We start from the raw sequence: 19,802 nt of genomic DNA, 5'->3' as shown, positions 1-19,802 counted from the left end.
TTGCTAAAACGACACGTTACAACGCTGGTTGGCTCGGGATTGCAGGGTATTCCGGAGACCTGGCGGCAGTATAGGACGTTCACAAAATCATTACAATTAACCTACATATAGTTTGTCGGGTTTTATCCCGAACAGTGACATAGGTCACGATAACAACATTATTTTAATTTTTAATCATCTGATTTGACAATCATTAAACAAAGTTGTTACAAACGACACCAGAAAAAGCATATAATGCGTAAAAGTTATGGGGTCACTCTTTCACCGGAGATTTAGTTATGTAACAGTGTGGAAGTATTGACCAATACCTTCAGGACAGTTATTAGTGATAGACAGGTTAAATAATTCGGATTGCTAAGTTGTTGATTTGTTACTATTTCACCATGAGTTAACTGATTTACCTGCAAGCGCCCATTGCTCTGTACCCTGGTTTTCGCCTCTATCGCAGAGCGGCGAGCCGAATAAAAAACTGGTAACGGTTGATTGATGTATCGAAAACAAGTCTGACTTCCGCAGTCTTAAGTAATAAGGCGCTAAGGAGACCGTAAATGGCTGATACTAAAGCAAAAATCACTCTAAATGGTGACGCTGCTATTGAACTGGATGTGCTGAAAGGTACGCTCGGTCAAGATGTTATTGATATTCGTAGCCTTGGCTCAAAGGGGATGTTTACTTTTGACCCAGGTTTCACCTCTACCGCATCCTGCGAATCCAAAATTACGTTCATCGATGGTGATGAAGGCATTTTGCTGCATCGCGGCTTCCCGATTGACCAGTTGGCGACCGAGTCCAACTATCTGGAAGTGTGTTATATCCTGCTGTACGGCGAAAAACCGACGCAGGAGGAGTACGACGAGTTCAAAACCACGGTCACTCGCCATACCATGATTCACGAGCAGATCACGCGTCTGTTCCACGGTTTCCGCCGCGACTCTCACCCGATGGCCGTTATGTGCGGTGTCACCGGGGCGCTGGCTGCGTTCTATCACGATTCGCTGGACGTAAATAATGCGCGTCACCGTGAAATCGCCGCTTTCCGTCTGCTGTCCAAAATGCCGACCATGGCAGCGATGTGTTACAAATACTCCATCGGCCAGCCGTTCGTTTACCCGCGCAATGATCTCTCCTACGCCGGTAACTTCCTGAACATGATGTTCTCCACGCCGTGCGAAAAATACGAAGTTAATCCAATCCTGGAACGCGCCATGGACCGTATCCTGATCCTGCACGCTGACCACGAACAGAACGCCTCGACCTCTACCGTACGTACCGCAGGTTCTTCTGGCGCGAACCCGTTTGCCTGCATCGCGGCTGGTATTGCTTCCCTGTGGGGACCGGCACACGGCGGCGCCAACGAAGCTGCGCTGAAAATGCTGGAAGAAATCAGCTCAGTTAAACACATTCCGGAATTTGTTCGCCGCGCGAAAGACAAGAATGATTCTTTCCGCCTGATGGGCTTTGGTCACCGTGTTTACAAAAACTATGACCCGCGCGCCACCGTGATGCGTGAAACCTGCCATGAAGTGCTGAAAGAGCTGGGCACCAAAGATGATCTGCTGGAAGTGGCAATGGAGCTTGAGCACATTGCGCTCAACGACCCGTACTTCATCGAGAAGAAACTCTACCCGAACGTCGACTTCTACTCTGGCATCATTCTGAAAGCGATGGGCATTCCGTCCTCCATGTTCACTGTGATCTTCGCCATGGCGCGTACCGTTGGCTGGATTGCACACTGGAACGAAATGCACACCGACGGCATGAAAATCGCCCGTCCTCGTCAGCTGTATACCGGCTACGACAAGCGCGACTTTAAGTCTGATATTAAGCGTTAATTGTCTGCCGGATAGCGCTCTCGCCTGTCCGGCCTACTCCCTTGAATCTTCCAGGCCGGACAGGGTGTTAATGCCGCTGTCCGGTCTGTTTATTCTTGACCCACATTATTTTATTCTCATCACGTTTTCTCTATGATTTACTGAGATCTTCCTCATTTCACTCAGGAGCATGGGATGCCTGTTTTGCAGTGGAGCCTGCTATTTCTGCTATCACTCCTTCTTTCCCTGTTCTTTCTGTTGATACATCTTCCAGGCGCATTGCTGCTCGGCTCGATGATTGTCGGTATCATTTTCAGTATGCGCGGGATCTCCCTGCACCCTCCCCGCTGCACATTTCTTGCCGCTCAGGCCATTCTCGGCTGCATGATTGCGCAAAACCTCACTGGATCCATTTTAACGACACTTGCGGCACACTGGCCGATGGTGATTGTCATCCTGCTGGCAACCCTGATTAGCAGCGCGGTGATCGGCTGGCTGCTGGTTCGCTACAGCAATCTACCGGGGAACACCGGCGCGTGGGGGTCATCACCTGGCGGGGCAGCCGCGATGGTTGCGATGGCGCAGGATTATGGCGCTGACATCCGCCTGGTGGCGTTTATGCAGTATTTGCGCGTACTGTTGGTGGTCGGCGCTGCCGCGCTGGTCACCCGATTTGTCATGGGCGAACAGGCACAAACGGTCGGCCAGCAAATCGTCTGGTTTCCACCGCTGAGTCTTAGTCTGTTAAGTACCATACTGCTGGCCGCAGTTGCCGGTGTAGCCGGGCGCTTACTGCGTATCCCCTCCGGCGTGATGTTACTGCCCATGCTGGCGGGCGCATTGCTAAACGCAGGCGGTATAATGGTCATTGAACTGCCGGAATGGTTACTGGCGATAGCGTATATGGCGATTGGCTGGCAAATCGGTCTTGGCTTTGACAAACAGATCTTTTTAATGGCGCTGCGGCCACTGCCGCAAATATTGTTGTCCATTTTTTCACTGATGGCGATTTGTGCCGCGATGGCCTGGGGGCTGGCGCATTATATGCAAATCGACTTTCTCACCGCCTATCTGGCGACCAGCCCTGGCGGAGTGGATTCCGTCGCGGTAATTGCCGCTGGCAGCCACGCCGATATGGCGCTAATCATGGCGATGCAAACCCTGCGGCTGTTCAGTATTTTATTGACCGGTCCGACGGTGGCACGTTTTATTTCAGCGCATGCGCCAAGACAGTCCACCTAATGCTGGCAGCCCGGACACCAGTAAAAGGGTCGCGAGGAAAGAGTCGTTTTCTCGATGATGCCGCCACAGCGCTCACAGGCTTCGCCATCCCGATGAAAGACCTTAAAGCGAAACAGCGCGCCGTGGTGCTTATTGTCATCGACCTGGCCGCGAGTGTTATACGACAGGCGAGGAATATCAAGTAGCGCTTGCGCCAGCGCATCCAACTGTTCATCGCTAAGCTGTGACGCTTTATGCTGACCGGTCAACCCCACCTGCCAGAGAATTTCTACCCGCAGATAGTTACCTAATCCCGCCAGAAATGCCTGATCCAACAGCAGACCGGAAAACTGGCGATTGCGAAAACGGGATGACAGCAGACGCGTTTTTACCTCTGCGGCCGTTAAACGCAAATCCAGCACGTCCGGTCCAACCCGTTGCAGAAATGGATGGGTGGTGAGCTGCTGTGGCGTCAGCATTTCGATGTCAGACGCGCTATACAGCAGGATAGTTTTATCCTCGGTTTGCAGCCTGACGCGCAGCACCCGCGTGGTTTGCGGAATGTTGCCGGTATCGACCACTCGCCACACGCCGTAAAGCTGATTGTGACTATACAGCGTCAGGCCATTGGAAAAATGGGTCAGTAAGGCTTTACCCCGCGTCTCAAGCTGGGTAACACTCTGCCCGATGAGTTGGGATTGATACGGTTTTAACTGCTCAAAGGCAAACCAGACATCCGTCAGGGGTTTACCTTTGACTGCCGCCTCCAGGGTATCCGCCGCGCGGCGGATCTCCGGGCCTTCAGGCATAATACTGTCCTTTGTTAATGTGTTGCGCCGCCTGTCACCGCGATATCGCTTTCCAACTGCAATGCGGTGGCAATCGCGACCTCCAGCGCCCGACGTACTGTTTCCGCCGCCATACTTGGCGCACCGGGGTGCTGCGCGGCCTGTTGTGGCAGATAAGGAATATGAATAAAACCGCCCTTCACTGCCGGCACGTCGCGTAATTTATGAAGCAGGCCATACATCACGTGGTTACACACGAAGGTACCCGCCGTCTGAGAAACCGAGGCCGGAATTCCCGCGTTGCGCATGGCGACAACCATCGCTTTGATCGGCAATGTGCTGAACCACGCCGCAGGGCCATCGGCCACAATCGGTACATCAATCGGCTGTTGCCCCTGATTATCCGCAATACGCGCATCGTCAACATTGATCGCCACGCGCTCCACGGTGATATCCGTTCTGCCACCCGCCTGCCCCACCGCCAGCACCAGCGATGGCGACAATGCGTCAATCGCGGCATTGAGTACGGAGAGAGACTCGCCAAAGACGCACGGCAACTGGCGAGCAACGACACGGCATCCATCGATGATAGCATTGTCGAGACCCGAGACCACTTCCCAGGAAGGGTTAACTGACTCGCCGCCAAAGGGTTCAAATCCCGTGATGAGTACTGTTTTCATCCTTCCTCCTTACAGGAACATCAGGAAATACATCAGAAAAACGTTAACCAACAGCAGCAGAATGCCGGTTGGCACCTGCGCTTTAATCACCGCGTTTTTGTCTGGTAGCTCCAGCAGCGCCGCAGGCACAATATTGAAGTTCGCCGCCATTGGCGTCATCAATGTTCCGCAATAGCCGGAGAACATACCAATCGCCGCCATCACCGCCGGGTTACCACCGTGTTGCAGTACGAGGATCGGAATACCGATTCCCGCGGTCACGATCGGGAAAGCGGCAAACGCATTGCCCATCACCATCGTCAACAAGGCCATACCAATGGTGTACACCGCCACCGCGATAAAACGGCTATCCACCGCCAGATATTCCTGGGTCAGATATGAAATGCCGCTGCCGACGCCCGCCGCAGTGAACAACAGTCCGAGCGTGGCCAGGATCTGCGGCAGGATGAATGCCCAACCGATGGAGTCCAGCAGTCGGCGCGCTTCCTGAATCGGCTGATGCACCCGCTCATGGGTCATTTTTATCGCCATCGCCAGACCAATCAACGAACCTGCGGTCATCGAAAAGAGCGTCACCAGCGTGGCATGATTACCCGGCCCAAACAGCGCATCCTGTAAACCCGGAATATGGTTGAACATCAGCACGCCGATAACGGTTACCACCGGGATCGCCAGCGCCGGAAAAAACAGGCGATTACCCAGACGACTGGCGCTCTCTTCGCGCTGTTGCTGCGTTCGTTGATGGTAGCTTCCCAGCTTTACGCCGCCGAAACCGGCGATCAGAGCCAGTATGACCACCGCGACGCCGACGGCAATATGCACCGCGCGTTTATCGCCAAACAGCGAGTATGTCCAGTCGCCAAGCAGAAAGAGAACGCCGTACAGGCCCCAAAACAGACCGGTGGTTAAGCGACGCGGGTTAGCCTTATCCCGCCAGGACATCAGCGCCACAATCAGTAATACCGCGCCTGCCAGCCAGTAGAGATAGCTTTGCTGAAAATTCATTTCGCTTCCCCTTTCGCTGCGGCATTCGCTTTCGCCACTTCACGCTGCAAATAGCTATCCAGCCGCCACAGACGCGTACCGTGGATCAGGAAGGCGCAAATTGCCGTCGGGATCCCCCACAGGGCGATATGCAGCGGTTCGGTCTGGATCCCGCCCGATTCCAGCATAAAATTGTGCATGAATATGATGGCACCGAAGGCAACAAAGATATCTTCACCGAAAAACAGCCCAACGTTATCAGTCGCGGCAGACATGGCGCGAAGACGATAACGAACCGCGCCCGGTATCTCACCGTGGTTTTTCTCGGCGGCCCCTTCCGCCATTGGCGCCAGCAGCGGACGCACCATCTGCGGATGTCCCCCCAGGCTGGTCAGCCCTAAGGCGGCGGTCGCCTCACGAATAAACAGATAGACAATAAGCAGACGGCCGCTGGTGGCGCTGCGGATTTTGGCAATCCACGCCTGAGCGCGCTCTTTGAGTCCGTGACGCTCCAGCAGACCAATAACCGCCAGTGGGATCAGCAGGATAAACGGCAGGTTGCGGGTGTTGAGAAATCCCTCCCCCAGCTTTTCCAGAATGGTAGCGATTGGCATATGCGCCGCCAGTCCGGTGACGATCCCGGCAATAATGACCACCAATACCGGGTTAAAACGTAAAAGAAATCCGACCACAATGACGGCGATACCCGTCAATGGCCAGAGAGAAATGACCTCTCCCATAATTAAATCCTTTATGTTGTTGTGTAATATATTATTGTTTTGTATGAAAAAATTATGCGCTAATTTGAATATTGCATGCTTCGAATGCGCTGCGCAAGCGACGGGCAAAAGCGAGTGCGTGCTCGCCATCCCCATGAATGCATACCGTCTGGGCCGTCACGTTCGCCCAAGTTCCGCTCTGGCTTTTTACTCTACCGGATTGCACCATTTCTAGCGTTTGCACCAGCGCCTGCTCTTCATCCTCAATCAATGCGCCAGGCTGGCTACGCGGAACCAGACTGCCGTCAGCCTGATAACCCCGATCGGCAAAAACCTCCTGACGCGTCACCAGGCCATAATGTTCCCCGGCGCGAATCAGTTCGCTTCCCGCCAACCCCACCAGAACCAGCGAGGGATCGCAGGCATGCACCGCTTTCGCAATCGCATCCGCCAACTGCGGATCTTTTGCCGCCTGGTTATAAAGCATACCGTGGGGTTTCACATGGCGCATCACGCCGCCTTCCGCGCGCGTAATGGCTGCCAGCGCGCCAATTTGATACAGCGTCTGCGCATAAACCGTTTCCACAGGCAGAGTCATGGCGCTACGGCCAAAATTCTCCCGATCCGGAAAGCTCGGATGTGCGCCTACCGCCACGCCATTTTTTAGCGCTTCACGCACGCTTAAAAGCATGGTTTGCGCATCACCGGCGTGAAATCCACAGGCGATATTAGCTGACGACACCAGTTGCAGCAGCGCTGCATCGTTAGCACAGCCCTCACCGAGGTCTGCGTTGAGATCAATTTTCATTATTAAGTCGCCATGTTAACTGTTGCAGGTAACGCTGCTGATCGTGGCGCGCCTTAAGCGCTTCCTCCAGCGAACACTGCACAAAATGAATCGGCTGACCGAGCGGGATCTGCGCCAGATGGTACATATCCGCTTCGATGATACAGGCGATGCGCGGATAGCCGCCCGTCGTCTGGGCATCGTTCATCAGCACGATCGGTTGACCATTATGCGGAACCTGCACCACGCCGGGGAGTAAGCCATGCGACAGCAACTCGCGATCGGTCATACGCGTCAACGGCTGCCCCTGCAGGCGATAGCCCATCCGGTTGCTTTGCGGGCTAAGCTGCCACGGCGAACGCCAGAAAGACGCCTGCGAGACCTCGTCAAATTCCTGGTATTCAGGCCCGGGCAGCGCGCGAATGTGGTTTCCCCACATCAGCTGTTTTACCCCCTGAGGTCCGCTGAATTGCCGGGTAGATACCCCAATCGCCAGCCGATCGCCATCACGCAGCAGACGCCCCTCCAGCCCGCCAATGCCGACTTTAAGATCGGTGCTGCGCGAGCCCATGACTTCGGGAACATCAAATCCGCCCGCAACCGCCAGATAACTACGCATACCATGATGTGGACGTTTTAGCGTCAGTCGCTGTCCCGCTTTCACCGGCAGTCGCCACCCACTCCACACAGGAGCACGATCCAGATGCGCTTCGCATCCGGCGCCGGTCAGGGCAAACCAACCATCGGCTTCAAATTCGACTACCAGTTGCCCCAGCGTGATTTCCAGCGCAGCGGCATTCGCATCATTTCCCACCAGCAGGTTAGCAACGTTTAACGCCGGTTTATCCAGCGCGCCGCAGTGGCTGATGCCGGATTGACGAAAATTGTGGCGTCCGCCGTCCTGGACCGAGGTGTACATGCCCGCACGAATGATGTTTAACATACCCCCTCCTTCTGCGGAACAAAACGCACGGTATCCCCAGCGCGCAACAGGATCGGCTCTTCTCGTTTTGGATCAAATAACGACACGGAGGTACGCCCAATCAATTGCCATCCGCCGGGCGTGGCAAGCGGATAGACCCCCGTTTGCGATCCACCGATACCTACAGAACCTGCCGGAACAAGCAGACGCGGTTCTGACCGTCTGGGGGTATGGAGTGGTTCAGGTAAGCTCCCCAGATAGGGGAACCCTGGCTGAAAACCAATAAACCACACCACATAGTCGACTGACGCATGAAGTTCAACAACCTGCTTGTCGCTTAATCCACTGTGCCGGGCGACCTCTGCCAGATCGGGGCCAAACTCACCGCCATAAGTCACGGGAATTTCAATAAAACGCGAATCCGGTTCCAGCGCTTCGCTCTCTTCCCACCAGCGCTGCAGGCGTTCAATCGCATCCAGCGCCAGCGTTTGTGGGTCACGCAAGATCACCGTGATATTGTTCATTCCTGGAATCGCTTCACGTACATTCGGTGCATCAACCAGACGCTGGGCCAGACGCCAGATACGTTTTTGAGTCGCCAGCGTAATGGGCGGCTCCAGTTCCAGAACTACCGCAGTCTCACCTAACAGATAACAACGCGCTCGCTGCACTTTGGTCCCTCTTTATTACGCTGGGTTAGGAATATCAATAAAAGTGACATCCAGATCGGTATTTTCATTCAGCCATTCGCTTAATGCGCGAATCCCGCCGCGTTCGGTCGCATGGTGACCGGCAGCATAAAAATGCAGCCCCTGTTCGCGGGCAGAGTGAATGGTTTGCTCTGAGACTTCACCGGTGATAAAGGCATCGACGCCAAACCGGGCTGCGCTATCAATGAAGCTTTGACCGCCCCCCGTACACCACGCGACGCGTTGCACCATTTCCGGCCCGGTATCACCGCACCATAACGGTTTACGGCCCAGACGCGCTTCAATCCACGACGCCAGCTCCAGCCCCGGAACCGGCATAGAGAGTTCACCCCACGGTACCAGCGGCTCAATTTCCCCCATCACGGTAATCCCCAATAGCGCGGCAAGCTGCGCGTTATTACCCAGTTCCGGATGGGCATCCAGCGGCAGATGCCAGCCATACAGGTTGATATCATTTTCCAACAGCGTTTTCAGACGATGGCGCTTCATGCCGCGAATCACCGGAGATTCGCCTTTCCAGAAATAACCGTGATGAACGATGACCGCATCGGCCTGCAGGCGCACCGCCTCGTCCAGCAGCGCCTGGCTTGCGGTCACGCCGGTCACGATTTTATGCACCGTCTCTTTGCCCTCAACCTGCAAACCGTTCGGCGCATAGTCGCTAATGGCGGCGCTGTTCAGTTTGTCATTGATCAGTTGTTCCAGTTCGGTGTTTTTCATCATCGTCCTCGTTGTCATAAGTTCTGCCTGCCCAATCAGCAACACAGCTTAGGTTAAAATAGCGTCCTCGCCTGCGTTCGTCGATAGTCATTTCACTGACACATTAAGAAACAATCACACCACTGTAGAACGTAATTTGCATACCACCACGCGATCTAATTCATGTATATTTATGCAATCAGACAGCATATTGCAAAAATAATCAGATCTGTATCAAAGTTACAACTTTAAGGAAACACGCCCGCACAGCACATTCAACCTGTTGCGAGACATTTACTTCGAGAAAACAATGAATAAACAAGCATCTCAACCGCGGGCGATTTATTACGTTGTCGCGCTACAAATTTGGGAATATTTCAGTTTTTACGGTATGCGTGCGCTGCTGATTCTGTATCTCACTAACCAGCTTAAGTACGACGATAATCACGCCTATGAACTGTTCAGCGCCTACTGCTCGCTGGTCTACGTCACACCCATTCTCGGTGGGTATCTGGCAGATAAAGTGCTCGGCAACCGGATGGCGGTGATGATCGGCGCATTTTTGATGGCGGTGGGGCATCTGGTGTTGGGCGCCAGCGAAATGGCCCCGGCATTCCTTTATTTATCGCTAGCGATTATCGTCTGTGGCTACGGTCTATTTAAATCCAACGTCAGTTGCCTGCTGGGTGAACTGTATCAGCCTGAAGATCCCCGCCGCGACGGTGGGTTCTCTCTGCTCTACGCCGCCGGCAACATCGGCTCAATCATTGCCCCGATAGCCTGTGGCTATGTGCAGGAAGAGTACAGCTGGGCGATGGGGTTTGCGCTGGCCGCTATCGGCATGCTGGCAGGGCTGGTGATTTTCTTATGTGGTAATCGCCATTTCGCCCATACCACCGGCGTCAATAAGGCTGTTCTGCGCGCGAAAAAATACATGTTGCCGAACTGGGCCTGGTTGTTAGTTCTGCTGGTTGCCGCCCCACTGCTGATTACTGTCTTGTTCTGGAAAGAGTGGTCCGTGTACGCCCTGATCGTTGCTACTGTTATCGGTCTGGCGGTTCTGGCGAAGATTTACCGCCAGGCGCAAACCCAGAAGCAGCGCAAAGAGCTGGGACTCATCGTCACGCTGACCTTCTTTAGCCTGCTGTTCTGGGCCTTTGCTCAACAGGGCGGTAGCTCAATCAGCCTGTATATCGACCGCTTTGTTAATCGCGACATTATGGGGTATTCCGTACCCACCGCGATGTTCCAGTCAGTTAACGCCTTTGCGGTTATGCTGTGCGGTATCGTGCTGGCATGGGTGGTCAAAGAGAGTGTAGGCGGCAATCGCACCGTACGCATCTGGGGCAAATTTGCCCTTGGTCTCGGTTTAATGAGCGCCGGTTTCTGTATTCTGACCTTAAGCGCCCGCTGGTCCGCCGCTTACGGCCACTCTTCCATGCCGCTGATGGTATTGGGGCTGGCGGTCATGGGCTTTGCGGAACTGTTTATCGACCCGGTGGCAATGTCACAAATTACCCGCATTGAGATCCCCGGAGTAACCGGTGTATTAACCGGCATTTATATGCTGCTTTCCGGCGCAATCGCCAACTACCTGGCTGGGGTGATCGCCGACCAGACGTCACAAGGTTCGTTTGACGCTGCCGGCGCCATCAACTATTCCATCAATGCCTATATCGACGTCTTTAGCGAAATTACCTGGGGCGCACTGGCCTGTGTGGTACTGGTGCTGCTGATTTGGCTGTACCAGTCGCTGAAATTCAGAAACCGTGCGTTAGCGGTAGAGTCCTGAGTGTACAGGCCCGATGATGTGATAAGATTCGGGCCTGTTTTTTCAGGTAATTATGCATGAATTGCTGCGAGTTCCTCTTCAGTAAGACCTGTAACCAGTAGCACCATTGTGCGATCTATACCTTGCTCCAGCATGGTTTGCGCTATACGTAATGCGGCTTCTTGTTTACCCTGCTGTAACCCTTCCTGTAATCCATCTAACCGTAACCGCTCTGCAATAGTCATCAGCCTCTCCTTATGTTGGGGGATCCGTTGCGCTATCTCCTGCATAAATTCATTAAAACGAGATTCGTCGCCAGATTGTAGGATGTAATTAAACATCGCCTGTAATTGCGTGTCATTAGCGCATCCAGTAAGTAGCAGCGTGGCCAGTTGCTCTACCAGCCCCAGCAAATCCCGCTGACGGATATGTTTTTGCATTAATTCCAGCAGCGCCATTCGTCTGTGAGCCATGATCTCATCATCGGGTACCACCGTTATGTCTACCAACGGAAATGCGCTGGAATAAAGCTGTCTTGCCGCCACGGGGTCAGCAAAGGCATCCAGCCAGCACAATGAGTACGGATAGGGGCTTCGGCAGCCATGATAAAAGAGCATCGGTATAACCAGAGGCAGTTCCTTATGCCCTGCGTCCAGATGACGCTGCATCGCCGCCATCGCATAACGCAACAGACGAAAAGCCATATGCGGCTCAGCTGAACTTTGATGCTCTATCACCACATAGACATAACCGTCACCGTTGCGTGTGTGCAAAGACCAGAGCACGTCGGAGTAGCGCGAACGTAAATCCGCTTCAATAAAGCTTTCTGACTCCAGCTTCAGCGAATTCAAATCGCAAAGCATCCGCAGTTCAGCTGGCAGGTGAATGTCGAGAAAATCCCGCGCCGTTTCGGGATGATGTAAAAACGTTTTAAATACCGCGTCGTGCGGTGTGGAGGTTGTTGGCATTGTCATCAAGTTCCATCACCCGAATTAAGATGACGGAACTTTACTGCCAGATAAAAGCATCTGCATCAGGGCATTAACAACCTTGCGCGCACACTTCAGCGCTAAACGCGCCCACCTGCAACAAATTCATTTTGCTGGAAGGCATTACGCAGAAATCCACCCTGCCTTTACCCTTTTCGCGCCGCCTCATATGCCGCCAGCGTAGCCAGTCTGGCCTGCTTATGATCGACAATCGGGCGAGGATAGTTGAGCGTCACCTGCGCTTTTTCCGCCCACGACCACGGCTCATGGATGGCTTTACCCGGCACATCGCGCAATTCCGGCAGCCACTGGCGGGTAAACTCACCGTCACGGTCAAATTTTTCGCCCTGCGTCGTGGGGTTAAATATGCGGAAATACGGTGCGGCATCGGTTCCGGTGGATGCGGCCCACTGCCAGCCGCCGTTATTGGCCGCCAGGTCGCCATCGATCAGTTGCGACATGAAATACTGCTCCCCTTTACGCCAGTCGATCAGCAGGTCTTTTACTAAAAAACTGGCCGTAATCATGCGTAAACGATTATGCATCCAGCCCGTGGCGTTGAGCTGACGCATCGCCGCATCCACAATCGGGTAACCCGTTTGACCCGTTTGCCAGGCCTGCAAATGCGTCGGGTTATTCTGCCATTGCACGCGATCGGTCCAGCGGATAAAGGGTTGATACCGACACAGCGCCGGATGATACGTCATCAGATGACGATAAAATTCACGCCAGATAAGCTCGTTCAGCCAGACGCTGCCCGCCCCGCCCTCAAGCGCCTGCGGCTGCTCTGCGAGCAGTCGATTCAGGCATTGGCGCGGCGATAACCCGCCTGTCGCCAGGCTTGCGGATAATCGACTGGTCCCGTCAATCGCTGGAAAATCACGCTGCTGTTCGTATTTTCCCGCAGCCTGCTGGCAAAACTGGCGTAATTGCGCGATGGCCAATTTTTCCTCTGCCACAAACCTTTGGGCATCAAAATTTTGCTGCGGATAGCTCAGCGTTATTGATGTTAACGGTGCGTCAAGAGCGCCGCTTTCTCTCATTTTTGGCGCGCTCACACATTCTGGAATACCGTCTTTAATCCGCTTCAGCCAGGCATTTTTAAACGGCGTGAACACTTTATACATCTCATGATTGCCGGTCATCACCGCTCCAGGAGGCAGGATCACGCTGTCATCAAACCCTTCGCACACCACCTGGGGTAATGATTTCTCTACGTTTACATCACGCTGTCGTTCGTTTATTTCATATTGATAGTTATAAAATAATCGACTGACGTCATACTGCAGGCAGACACGTTTGACGGTGTCCACGCTGGCCGCAAAATCAGCCACTTCATGAAACAGTAAAGGGATGCCTTTTTCTGCCAGCGCCGCTTGTAACGCATTCAACTGCGCGTTGACAAATGCCGCCTGACGCGGGGCCATATCGTGGGCCTTCCACTGCCCGGGGGTAGATATATATAACGCCAGCACCTGCGCAGAACGATCCCGACAAGCAGCCGCCAGCGCGAGGTTGTCGTGCAGACGTAAATCACGCCGAAACCAGACCAAATGGGTGGTCATAACACTCCTGAAGAAAAAAATTAACGCCCGTAGCGCAAACGCAGAGCCTCTGGCCAGGGATTGAAATAGCGCTGCCCGGAAAGATAAGCATCCGGGTATTCCGCCATATAGTGTTTGAGTAATGTTATTGGCGCAAGCAGCGGTTGAGTCGCACGTCGATAGCCGTCAATGAGAGAGGCCAGCTCTTGTCGCTGACGAGAATTTAATTGCGTACGAAAATACCCCTCGCGCTTATCACTAAAACGCAGGGAGACAGCCTCGCCCTCTTTGACCAGATGCAGCGCAGGTCGCGGGACCGGTAACCCGATCCCCATTTCAGGGCATACGGGTTCGAACGCGACCCACGGCGACAGTTCTTCTACAGCAAAGGCCGGGCGCTTATGCCCACCATCATAGCGAACCGCTTCCCCCAACAGACAGGCACTGATACCAACAGGGATTTTCTCGCTCATGATCGCTCCTTTTCATTCCTGAGATAAGTGTAGCTATCATGAGCAAAAAAGCCGCTGATATCAGCGGCTTTTAGGATTCATTAATTATCAGTAGAAATCGCAGGTGGCTTTTTCAGCCTGCTCCATCCACACCGGCTTATCACTGGTTTTAGACCAGACGCGATGCAGGTAGCTGTAAAAACGGGCACGGTCTTTCCAGAACAGCATGACCGGCAGCGCCAGTACGCCCGCCACTACGGCAAAGGTACGGCGTAAGAAAACAATGTGTGCTGGATATTCTTTATAAAAGTCCATAATCCTCTCCCATATAACTGTTCGGTGAATCGCACCGGAAAAATAAAGTTGGTTAACTGATAAAAATAATACCGCCTTGTGTGTAATTTTACTACTCATCCGACCACTTATTTTTATCTATTTATGCCCCGTTTAGCTTAAAACCGTAATTAAGTTACATAAAAGTTAAATTAATACTAACCATTAGTTAAATAATGGTCTTTGCCATTTTTATACTTTTTTTACACCCCGCCCGCCGATTTTTGCGAAATCTTTGCAAGCAAAAACCTACGCTCTGGTTATCACATTTATGCCACTGGAGGTGCACTGTGAGTGCAGGCGTGATAACCGGCATTGGGCTGGTCTTTTTATTATTAGGTTACCTTGTGTATGCCCTGATTAATGCGGAGGCGTTCTGATGGCGGCTCAAGGATTTTTACTCATTGCCAGTTTCTTGCTGGTGCTGTTTGTCATCGCCAGACCGCTGGGGTTTGGGCTGGCCCGACTCATCAATAATACGTCTCTGCCGGGCCTCGCTGGCGTGGAGAGTGTGCTCTGGCGTGGTCTGGGCATTTCGCAACAGGAGATGAACTGGCGGCAGTATCTGCTGGCAATCCTCGCGCTCAATGTACTGGGCCTGCTGGTCCTGTTTTCGATGCTGATGGCGCAAAACCTGCTGCCGCTGAATCCTCAGCAGCTTCCAGGACTTTCATGGCATCTGGCGCTCAACACCGCGGTGAGTTTTGTCACCAATACCAACTGGCAATCTTATGCCGGTGAAACCACTTTAAGCTACTTCAGCCAGATGGCTGGGTTGACCGTGCAGAACTTCCTGTCCGCGGCGACCGGTATTGCGGTGATTTTTGCCCTGACGCGTGCCTTTACGCGCCAGAGCATGGATACGCTGGGTAATGCCTGGGTCGATCTGGTTCGTATTACGCTGTGGATCCTCGTGCCGATTGCGCTGCTCATCGCCCTGTTTTTTATTCAACAAGGCGCGCTGCAAAACGTATTGCCCTATCAGCCCATCACGACGCTTGAAGGGGTGAGACAGTTGCTGCCGATGGGACCTGTCGCTTCGCAGGAAGCGATTAAGATGCTCGGCACCAACGGGGGCGGTTTCTTTAACGCTAACTCAGCACATCCGTTTGAAAACCCAACCGCACTGACCAACCTGGTACAGATGCTGGCTATTTTCTTAATTCCTACCGCGCTGTGTTTTGCCTTTGGCGATGTGGTGGGCGATCGTCGTCAGGGCCGGACCCTGTTATGGGCCATGTCGCTCATTTTTGTCATCTGCGTAGCCGTCGTGATGTGGGCCGAAGTTCAGGGCAACCCGCATCTGATGCAGTTAGGTGCAGATAGCAATATCAACATGGAAGGCAAAGAGAGCCGCTTTGGCGTACTGGTCAGCAGTCTGTTTGCGGTCGTCACAACGGCGGCATCCTGTGGCGCAGTGATTGCGATGCATGACTCTTTTACCGCACTCGGCGGAATGGTGCCGATGTGGCTGATGCAAATTGGCGAAGTGGTCTTCGGCGGTGTGGGTTCAGGTCTGTACGGCATGCTGCTGTTCGTATTGCTGGCTGTGTTCATCGCCGGGCTGATGATTGGCCGAACACCGGAATACCTGGGTAAGAAAATCGACGTGCGCGAAATGAAAATGACCGCGCTGGCGATTCTGGTCACCCCTGCGCTGGTCCTGCTTGGCACAGCAATAGCAATGATGACCGATGCCGGGCGCAGCGCCATGCTCAACCCGGGTCCACATGGGTTTAGTGAAGTGCTGTATGCCGTGTCATCTGCTGCGAACAACAACGGTAGCGCCTTTGCCGGATTAAGCGCCAATAGCCCGTTCTGGAACTGCCTGCTGGCGCTGTGCATGTTCTTTGGTCGCTTCGGCGTGATCGTACCCGTGATGGCTATTGCCGGGTCGCTGGTCAGTAAAAAGATCCAGCCTGCCAGCCCTGGCACGCTACCCACCCACGGCACGCTGTTTGTCGGGTTGTTAATCGGTACGGTGTTACTGGTTGGCGCTCTCACCTTTGTTCCTGCCCTGGCCCTTGGCCCGGTCGCAGAATACCTGTCATTACACTGAGTGATGCGGAGCACATTACTATGAGTCGCAAGCAACTGGCGCTGTTCGAACCTTCTCTGGTCGCACAGGCGCTGATGGATGCCGTGAAAAAATTAAGCCCACATACCCAATGGCGTAATCCGGTGATGTTTCTCGTCTGGCTGGGCAGTCTGTTGACCACGCTGTTAACGCTGGCGATGGCAACAGGTTATATGCCTGGCAATCCGTGGTTTACCGGCGCGATTAGTCTGTGGCTGTGGGTTACCGTCCTGTTCGCTAACTTTGCCGAAGCGCTGGCTGAGGGGCGCAGTAAAGCACAGGCGAACAGTCTGAAAGGGGTGAAAAAAACCGCCTTTGCCCGCAAACTTCGCGAACCAAAATACGGCTCGGCCATGGATCACGTCCCTGCCGATGATCTCCGTAAAGGCGATATTGTGCTGGTGGAAGCTGGCGATATTATCCCGTGTGACGGCGAGGTGATCGAAGGTGGCGCATCGGTAGACGAAAGCGCGATTACCGGTGAGTCTGCGCCGGTCATTCGTGAATCCGGTGGCGATTTTGCCTCGGTCACCGGCGGGACTCGCATCCTCTCCGACTGGCTGGTGATCGAATGTAGCGTAAACCCCGGCGAAACATTCCTCGACCGGATGATCGCCATGGTCGAAGGCGCGCAGCGGCGTAAAACCCCCAATGAAATCGCCCTGACGATCCTGCTGATTGCCCTGACTATCGTCTTTCTGTTGGCGACCGCCACGCTATGGCCGTTTTCCGCCTGGGGCGGCAGCGCGGTCAGCGTCACGGTACTGGTTGCCCTGCTCGTTTGTCTGATCCCCACCACCATCGGCGGTCTGCTTTCTGCTATTGGCGTGGCCGGGATGAGCCGAATGCTGGGCGCGAACGTCATTGCCACCAGCGGACGTGCGGTCGAAGCCGCGGGTGACGTGGACGTCCTGCTGCTGGATAAAACCGGTACCATTACGCTGGGTAACCGTCAGGCTTCAGATTTTCTGCCTGCCCAGGGCGTGGACGAAAAAACGCTGGCCGATGCCGCACAGCTTTCATCGCTGGCCGATGAAACACCGGAAGGCCGCAGCATCGTTATTCTGGCAAAACAGCGCTTTAATCTGCGTATTCGCGACGTGCAATCGCTGCACGCGACCTTTGTGCCGTTTACCGCGCAAAGCCGGATGAGCGGTATCAACATCGACAACCGTATGATCCGCAAAGGTTCGGTCGATGCCATTCGTCGTCACGTTGAAGCCAACGGCGGTCACTTCCCCGCCGATGTCGAGCAGAAGGTCGACAACGTCGCTCGCCTTGGCGCTACGCCGCTGGTGGTAGCCGAAGGCTCCCGCGTACTGGGCGTGATAGCCCTGAAAGATATTGTGAAAGGCGGGATCAAAGAACGTTTTGCCCAACTGCGCAAAATGGGGATCAAAACGGTGATGATAACCGGCGATAACCGCCTGACCGCCGCCGCGATCGCCGCAGAAGCCGGGGTGGATGATTTCTTAGCGGAGGCCACGCCGGAAGCCAAGCTGGCGCTGATTCGTCAGTATCAGGCGGAAGGCCGTCTGGTGGCGATGACCGGCGACGGAACCAACGACGCCCCGGCACTGGCGCAGGCGGATGTCGCGGTCGCCATGAACTCCGGGACCCAGGCGGCGAAGGAAGCTGGCAACATGGTGGATCTCGATTCCAACCCCACCAAACTGATTGAAGTGGTGCACATTGGGAAACAGATGCTGATGACGCGCGGCTCGCTGACCACCTTCAGTATCGCCAATGACGTGGCAAAGTATTTCGCCATTATCCCGGCCGCGTTCGCCGCCACCTATCCGCAGCTCAATGCGCTTAACGTCATGGGACTGCATTCGCCGGATTCAGCGATCCTCAGCGCGGTTATCTTTAATGCGCTAATCATCGTTTTTCTGATCCCACTGGCGCTTAAAGGCGTGAGCTACAAGCCGTTATCCGCATCTGCAATGTTGCGCCGTAATTTGTGGATCTACGGTCTGGGCGGTCTGGTGGTGCCATTTATTGGTATTAAAGCGATTGATTTACTGCTGACCCTGTTGGGTCTGGTGTGAGGTTTCAGATGAGTGGATTACGTCCTGCATTATCAACATTGATTTTCCTGATGCTTATTACCGGCGGGGCTTACCCGCTGCTGACCACCGCGCTGGGGCAGTGGTGGTTTCCCCACCAGGCTAACGGCTCGTTGATCCGCGAAGATCAGGTTGTTCGCGGCTCTGAGCTTATTGGGCAACATTTTACCGCCGCCGGTTATTTTCAGGGGCGTCCGTCTGCGACGGCGGAAATGCCCTATAATCCCATGGCTTCTGGCGGCAGTAACCTGGCCGTCAGCAACCCGGAACTGGATAAACAGTTGCAAAGCCGGATTGCCGCGCTGCGCGCTGCCAATCCACAGGCTAATCCAGCCGTTCCGCTAGAGCTGGTAACCGCGTCTGCCAGCGGGCTGGATAACAACCTGACGCCCGCCGCGGTGGCCTGGCAAATTCCTCGCGTGGCGCAGGCCCGCAACCTCAGCGTTGAAGAGGTGTCGCGCCTGGTTGCACAATACACGCAAAAGCCGCTGGTCAGTTTTATCGGCCAGCCGGTGGTGAACCTGGTGGAACTTAATTTAGCGCTGGATAAGCTCTGAGAAAAAGGACATGCATAGCGAACCCTTACGTCCCGACCCCGATCGCCTGTTGGAGCAGACCACCGCCCCGCACCGCGGAAAACTAAAACTATTCTTCGGCGCCTGCGCAGGCGTCGGGAAAACCTGGGCCATGCTAACGGAAGCCCAGCGGCTGCGGGCGCAGGGGTTAGATGTGCTGATTGGCGTGGTGGAAACCCACGGACGCAAAGAGACCGCCGCGCTGCTGGACGGTCTCAGTATCCTGCCGCTAAAGCGACACGCGCGTCATGGTCGTCACATCAGCGAGTTCGATCTTGATGCCGCGCTGGCCCGCCGTCCGGCGCTCATTTTAATGGATGAACTGGCGCACAGTAATGCGCCAGGCTCACGCCATCCAAAGCGCTGGCAGGATATTGAAGAGCTGCTGGAAGCCGGTATCGATGTCTTTACCACCGTTAACGTCCAGCATCTGGAAAGTCTCAATGATGTGGTCAGCGGCGTCACTGGTATTCAGGTGCGCGAAACCGTCCCTGATCCTTTCTTCGATGCCGCTGACGATGTGGTGCTGGTCGATCTTCCCCCCGATGATTTGCGCCAGCGCCTGAACGAAGGCAAGGTCTATATCGCAGGTCAGGCGGAAAGAGCCATCGAGCATTTCTTTCGCAAAGGTAATTTGATCGCGCTGCGCGAGCTGGCCTTGCGCCGCACGG

The 19,802-nt window shown here is 54.3% G+C and carries 19 protein-coding genes and 2 pseudogenes; 9 read left to right on the top strand and 12 right to left on the bottom strand.

Going from position 1 to position 19,802, the window contains the following annotated elements; translation table 11 throughout:
• Positions 1-234 precede the first annotated feature (234 nt).
• The 3 genes and pseudogenes from KQJ18_RS12310 (at position 235) to KQJ18_RS12300 (ending at position 3,053) form a co-directional block, all read left to right on the top strand.
• Positions 235-345, top strand: a pseudogene (locus KQJ18_RS12310) (hypothetical protein).
• A gap of 203 nt (positions 346-548) precedes the next feature.
• Positions 549-1,832, top strand: a complete 1,284-nt coding sequence (locus KQJ18_RS12305; protein ID WP_006685463.1) for a citrate synthase — start codon at positions 549-551, stop codon at positions 1,830-1,832.
• A 174-nt stretch (positions 1,833-2,006) separates the two neighbouring features.
• Positions 2,007-3,053 (top strand): AbrB family transcriptional regulator, encoded by a 1,047-nt coding sequence (locus KQJ18_RS12300; protein WP_216422043.1) that lies wholly within the window; start codon positions 2,007-2,009, stop codon positions 3,051-3,053.
• Here KQJ18_RS12300 and nei read toward each other — a convergent pair.
• From nei to ybgI, 8 genes are read right to left on the bottom strand one after another with little or no spacing between them, the layout of a single operon-like run.
• On the bottom strand, positions 3,050-3,841 hold the full coding sequence (gene nei, locus KQJ18_RS12295; RefSeq protein ID WP_216422042.1) for an endonuclease VIII: 792 nt from the start codon (positions 3,839-3,841) through the stop codon (positions 3,050-3,052). The two genes, KQJ18_RS12300 and nei, sit on opposite strands and share 4 nt — an antisense overlap.
• Positions 3,842-3,855: 14 nt before the next feature.
• On the bottom strand, positions 3,856-4,500 hold the full coding sequence (pcp, locus tag KQJ18_RS12290; protein ID WP_038638875.1) for a pyroglutamyl-peptidase I: 645 nt from the start codon (positions 4,498-4,500) through the stop codon (positions 3,856-3,858).
• Positions 4,501-4,509: 9 nt separating this feature from the next.
• Positions 4,510-5,505: a DUF979 domain-containing protein gene (locus KQJ18_RS12285; protein ID WP_038638872.1), complete on the bottom strand. Its 996-nt coding sequence runs from the start codon at positions 5,503-5,505 to the stop codon at positions 4,510-4,512.
• The gene (locus KQJ18_RS12280; protein ID WP_003831395.1) at positions 5,502-6,224 is read right to left on the bottom strand and encodes a DUF969 domain-containing protein; all 723 of its coding nucleotides are present in this window, start codon (positions 6,222-6,224) and stop codon (positions 5,502-5,504) included. The genes KQJ18_RS12285 and KQJ18_RS12280 overlap by 4 nt, the downstream gene beginning before the upstream one ends.
• Before the next feature lie 52 nt (positions 6,225-6,276).
• Positions 6,277-7,011 carry a 5-oxoprolinase subunit PxpA gene (pxpA, locus tag KQJ18_RS12275; RefSeq protein WP_216422041.1) on the bottom strand — a complete coding sequence of 245 codons (735 nt, stop codon included), beginning with the start codon at positions 7,009-7,011 and terminating at the stop codon, positions 6,277-6,279.
• Complete coding sequence (gene pxpC, locus KQJ18_RS12270) at positions 7,001-7,933, bottom strand: 5-oxoprolinase subunit PxpC (protein WP_204525823.1); 933 nt, start codon at positions 7,931-7,933, stop codon at positions 7,001-7,003. Before pxpC ends, pxpA begins: the two co-directional genes overlap by 11 nt.
• Positions 7,927-8,583 carry a 5-oxoprolinase subunit PxpB gene (gene pxpB / locus KQJ18_RS12265; protein ID WP_038638862.1) on the bottom strand — a complete coding sequence of 219 codons (657 nt, stop codon included), beginning with the start codon at positions 8,581-8,583 and terminating at the stop codon, positions 7,927-7,929. The genes pxpC and pxpB overlap by 7 nt, the downstream gene beginning before the upstream one ends.
• 15 nt (positions 8,584-8,598) lie before the next feature.
• Positions 8,599-9,342 (bottom strand): radiation resistance protein YbgI, encoded by a 744-nt coding sequence (ybgI, locus tag KQJ18_RS12260; RefSeq protein WP_216422044.1) that lies wholly within the window; start codon positions 9,340-9,342, stop codon positions 8,599-8,601.
• Positions 9,343-9,631: 289 nt separating this feature from the next.
• Between ybgI and dtpD the strand changes: the two genes are divergently transcribed.
• The gene (gene dtpD / locus KQJ18_RS12255) at positions 9,632-11,113 is read left to right on the top strand and encodes a dipeptide permease DtpD (RefSeq protein WP_121528770.1); all 1,482 of its coding nucleotides are present in this window, start codon (positions 9,632-9,634) and stop codon (positions 11,111-11,113) included.
• 50 nt (positions 11,114-11,163) lie between these two features.
• On the opposite strand, the gene KQJ18_RS12250 is transcribed toward dtpD, so the two are convergent.
• The 4 genes from KQJ18_RS12250 to KQJ18_RS12235 form a co-directional block, all read right to left on the bottom strand.
• Positions 11,164-12,066, bottom strand: a complete 903-nt coding sequence (locus tag KQJ18_RS12250; protein ID WP_069323173.1) for an Rpn family recombination-promoting nuclease/putative transposase — start codon at positions 12,064-12,066, stop codon at positions 11,164-11,166.
• A gap of 161 nt (positions 12,067-12,227) precedes the next feature.
• Complete coding sequence (gene phrB, locus KQJ18_RS12245) at positions 12,228-13,646, bottom strand: deoxyribodipyrimidine photo-lyase (RefSeq protein WP_216422040.1); 1,419 nt, start codon at positions 13,644-13,646, stop codon at positions 12,228-12,230.
• A 20-nt stretch (positions 13,647-13,666) separates the two neighbouring features.
• Complete coding sequence (locus tag KQJ18_RS12240) at positions 13,667-14,098, bottom strand: DUF523 and DUF1722 domain-containing protein (protein WP_216422038.1); 432 nt, start codon at positions 14,096-14,098, stop codon at positions 13,667-13,669.
• Between the two features lie 87 nt (positions 14,099-14,185).
• Positions 14,186-14,392: a YbfA family protein gene (locus tag KQJ18_RS12235; protein ID WP_003022870.1), complete on the bottom strand. Its 207-nt coding sequence runs from the start codon at positions 14,390-14,392 to the stop codon at positions 14,186-14,188.
• A 308-nt stretch (positions 14,393-14,700) separates the two neighbouring features.
• On the opposite strand from KQJ18_RS12235, the gene kdpF reads away from it, so the two are divergent.
• The 5 genes and pseudogenes from kdpF to KQJ18_RS12210 all read left to right on the top strand — a co-directional run.
• Positions 14,701-14,790, top strand: a complete 90-nt coding sequence (gene kdpF / locus KQJ18_RS12230; protein WP_077949339.1) for a K(+)-transporting ATPase subunit F — start codon at positions 14,701-14,703, stop codon at positions 14,788-14,790.
• Positions 14,790-16,469 carry a potassium-transporting ATPase subunit KdpA gene (gene kdpA, locus KQJ18_RS12225; RefSeq protein WP_087857144.1) on the top strand — a complete coding sequence of 560 codons (1,680 nt, stop codon included), beginning with the start codon at positions 14,790-14,792 and terminating at the stop codon, positions 16,467-16,469. Before kdpF ends, kdpA begins: the two co-directional genes overlap by 1 nt.
• Before the next feature lie 20 nt (positions 16,470-16,489).
• Positions 16,490-18,538 (top strand): potassium-transporting ATPase subunit KdpB, encoded by a 2,049-nt coding sequence (gene kdpB / locus KQJ18_RS12220; protein WP_085047503.1) that lies wholly within the window; start codon positions 16,490-16,492, stop codon positions 18,536-18,538.
• Positions 18,539-18,546: 8 nt separating this feature from the next.
• Complete coding sequence (kdpC, locus tag KQJ18_RS12215; protein WP_137351024.1) at positions 18,547-19,113, top strand: potassium-transporting ATPase subunit KdpC; 567 nt, start codon at positions 18,547-18,549, stop codon at positions 19,111-19,113.
• Between the two features lie 10 nt (positions 19,114-19,123).
• Positions 19,124-19,802, top strand: a pseudogene (locus KQJ18_RS12210) (two-component system sensor histidine kinase KdbD); the annotation flags it as partial.

The sequence above is a fragment of the Citrobacter sp. S55_ASV_140 genome (assembly GCF_018919505.1).
In the GTDB taxonomy this organism is placed as follows: domain Bacteria; phylum Pseudomonadota; class Gammaproteobacteria; order Enterobacterales; family Enterobacteriaceae; genus Citrobacter; species Citrobacter werkmanii.
Note: the sequence above shows the minus strand (reverse complement) of the source record. Positions and strands in the feature narration are given on the sequence as shown.

Coding starts and splice junctions, on each gene's coding strand:
- nei (WP_216422042.1), bottom strand. CDS start 3,841: ATGCCTGAAGGCCCGGAGATCCGCCGCGCGGCGGATACCCTGGAGGCG.
- kdpB (WP_085047503.1), top strand. CDS start 16,490: ATGAGTCGCAAGCAACTGGCGCTGTTCGAACCTTCTCTGGTCGCACAG.
- KQJ18_RS12250 (WP_069323173.1), bottom strand. CDS start 12,066: ATGACAATGCCAACAACCTCCACACCGCACGACGCGGTATTTAAAACG.
- KQJ18_RS12235 (WP_003022870.1), bottom strand. CDS start 14,392: ATGGACTTTTATAAAGAATATCCAGCACACATTGTTTTCTTACGCCGT.
- KQJ18_RS12280 (WP_003831395.1), bottom strand. CDS start 6,224: ATGGGAGAGGTCATTTCTCTCTGGCCATTGACGGGTATCGCCGTCATT.
- pcp (WP_038638875.1), bottom strand. CDS start 4,500: ATGAAAACAGTACTCATCACGGGATTTGAACCCTTTGGCGGCGAGTCA.
- KQJ18_RS12300 (WP_216422043.1), top strand. CDS start 2,007: ATGCCTGTTTTGCAGTGGAGCCTGCTATTTCTGCTATCACTCCTTCTT.
- KQJ18_RS12305 (WP_006685463.1), top strand. CDS start 549: ATGGCTGATACTAAAGCAAAAATCACTCTAAATGGTGACGCTGCTATT.
- KQJ18_RS12285 (WP_038638872.1), bottom strand. CDS start 5,505: ATGAATTTTCAGCAAAGCTATCTCTACTGGCTGGCAGGCGCGGTATTA.
- pxpA (WP_216422041.1), bottom strand. CDS start 7,011: ATGAAAATTGATCTCAACGCAGACCTCGGTGAGGGCTGTGCTAACGAT.
- kdpC (WP_137351024.1), top strand. CDS start 18,547: ATGAGTGGATTACGTCCTGCATTATCAACATTGATTTTCCTGATGCTT.
- KQJ18_RS12240 (WP_216422038.1), bottom strand. CDS start 14,098: ATGAGCGAGAAAATCCCTGTTGGTATCAGTGCCTGTCTGTTGGGGGAA.
- pxpC (WP_204525823.1), bottom strand. CDS start 7,933: ATGTTAAACATCATTCGTGCGGGCATGTACACCTCGGTCCAGGACGGC.
- kdpA (WP_087857144.1), top strand. CDS start 14,790: ATGGCGGCTCAAGGATTTTTACTCATTGCCAGTTTCTTGCTGGTGCTG.
- ybgI (WP_216422044.1), bottom strand. CDS start 9,342: ATGAAAAACACCGAACTGGAACAACTGATCAATGACAAACTGAACAGC.
- dtpD (WP_121528770.1), top strand. CDS start 9,632: ATGAATAAACAAGCATCTCAACCGCGGGCGATTTATTACGTTGTCGCG.
- phrB (WP_216422040.1), bottom strand. CDS start 13,646: ATGACCACCCATTTGGTCTGGTTTCGGCGTGATTTACGTCTGCACGAC.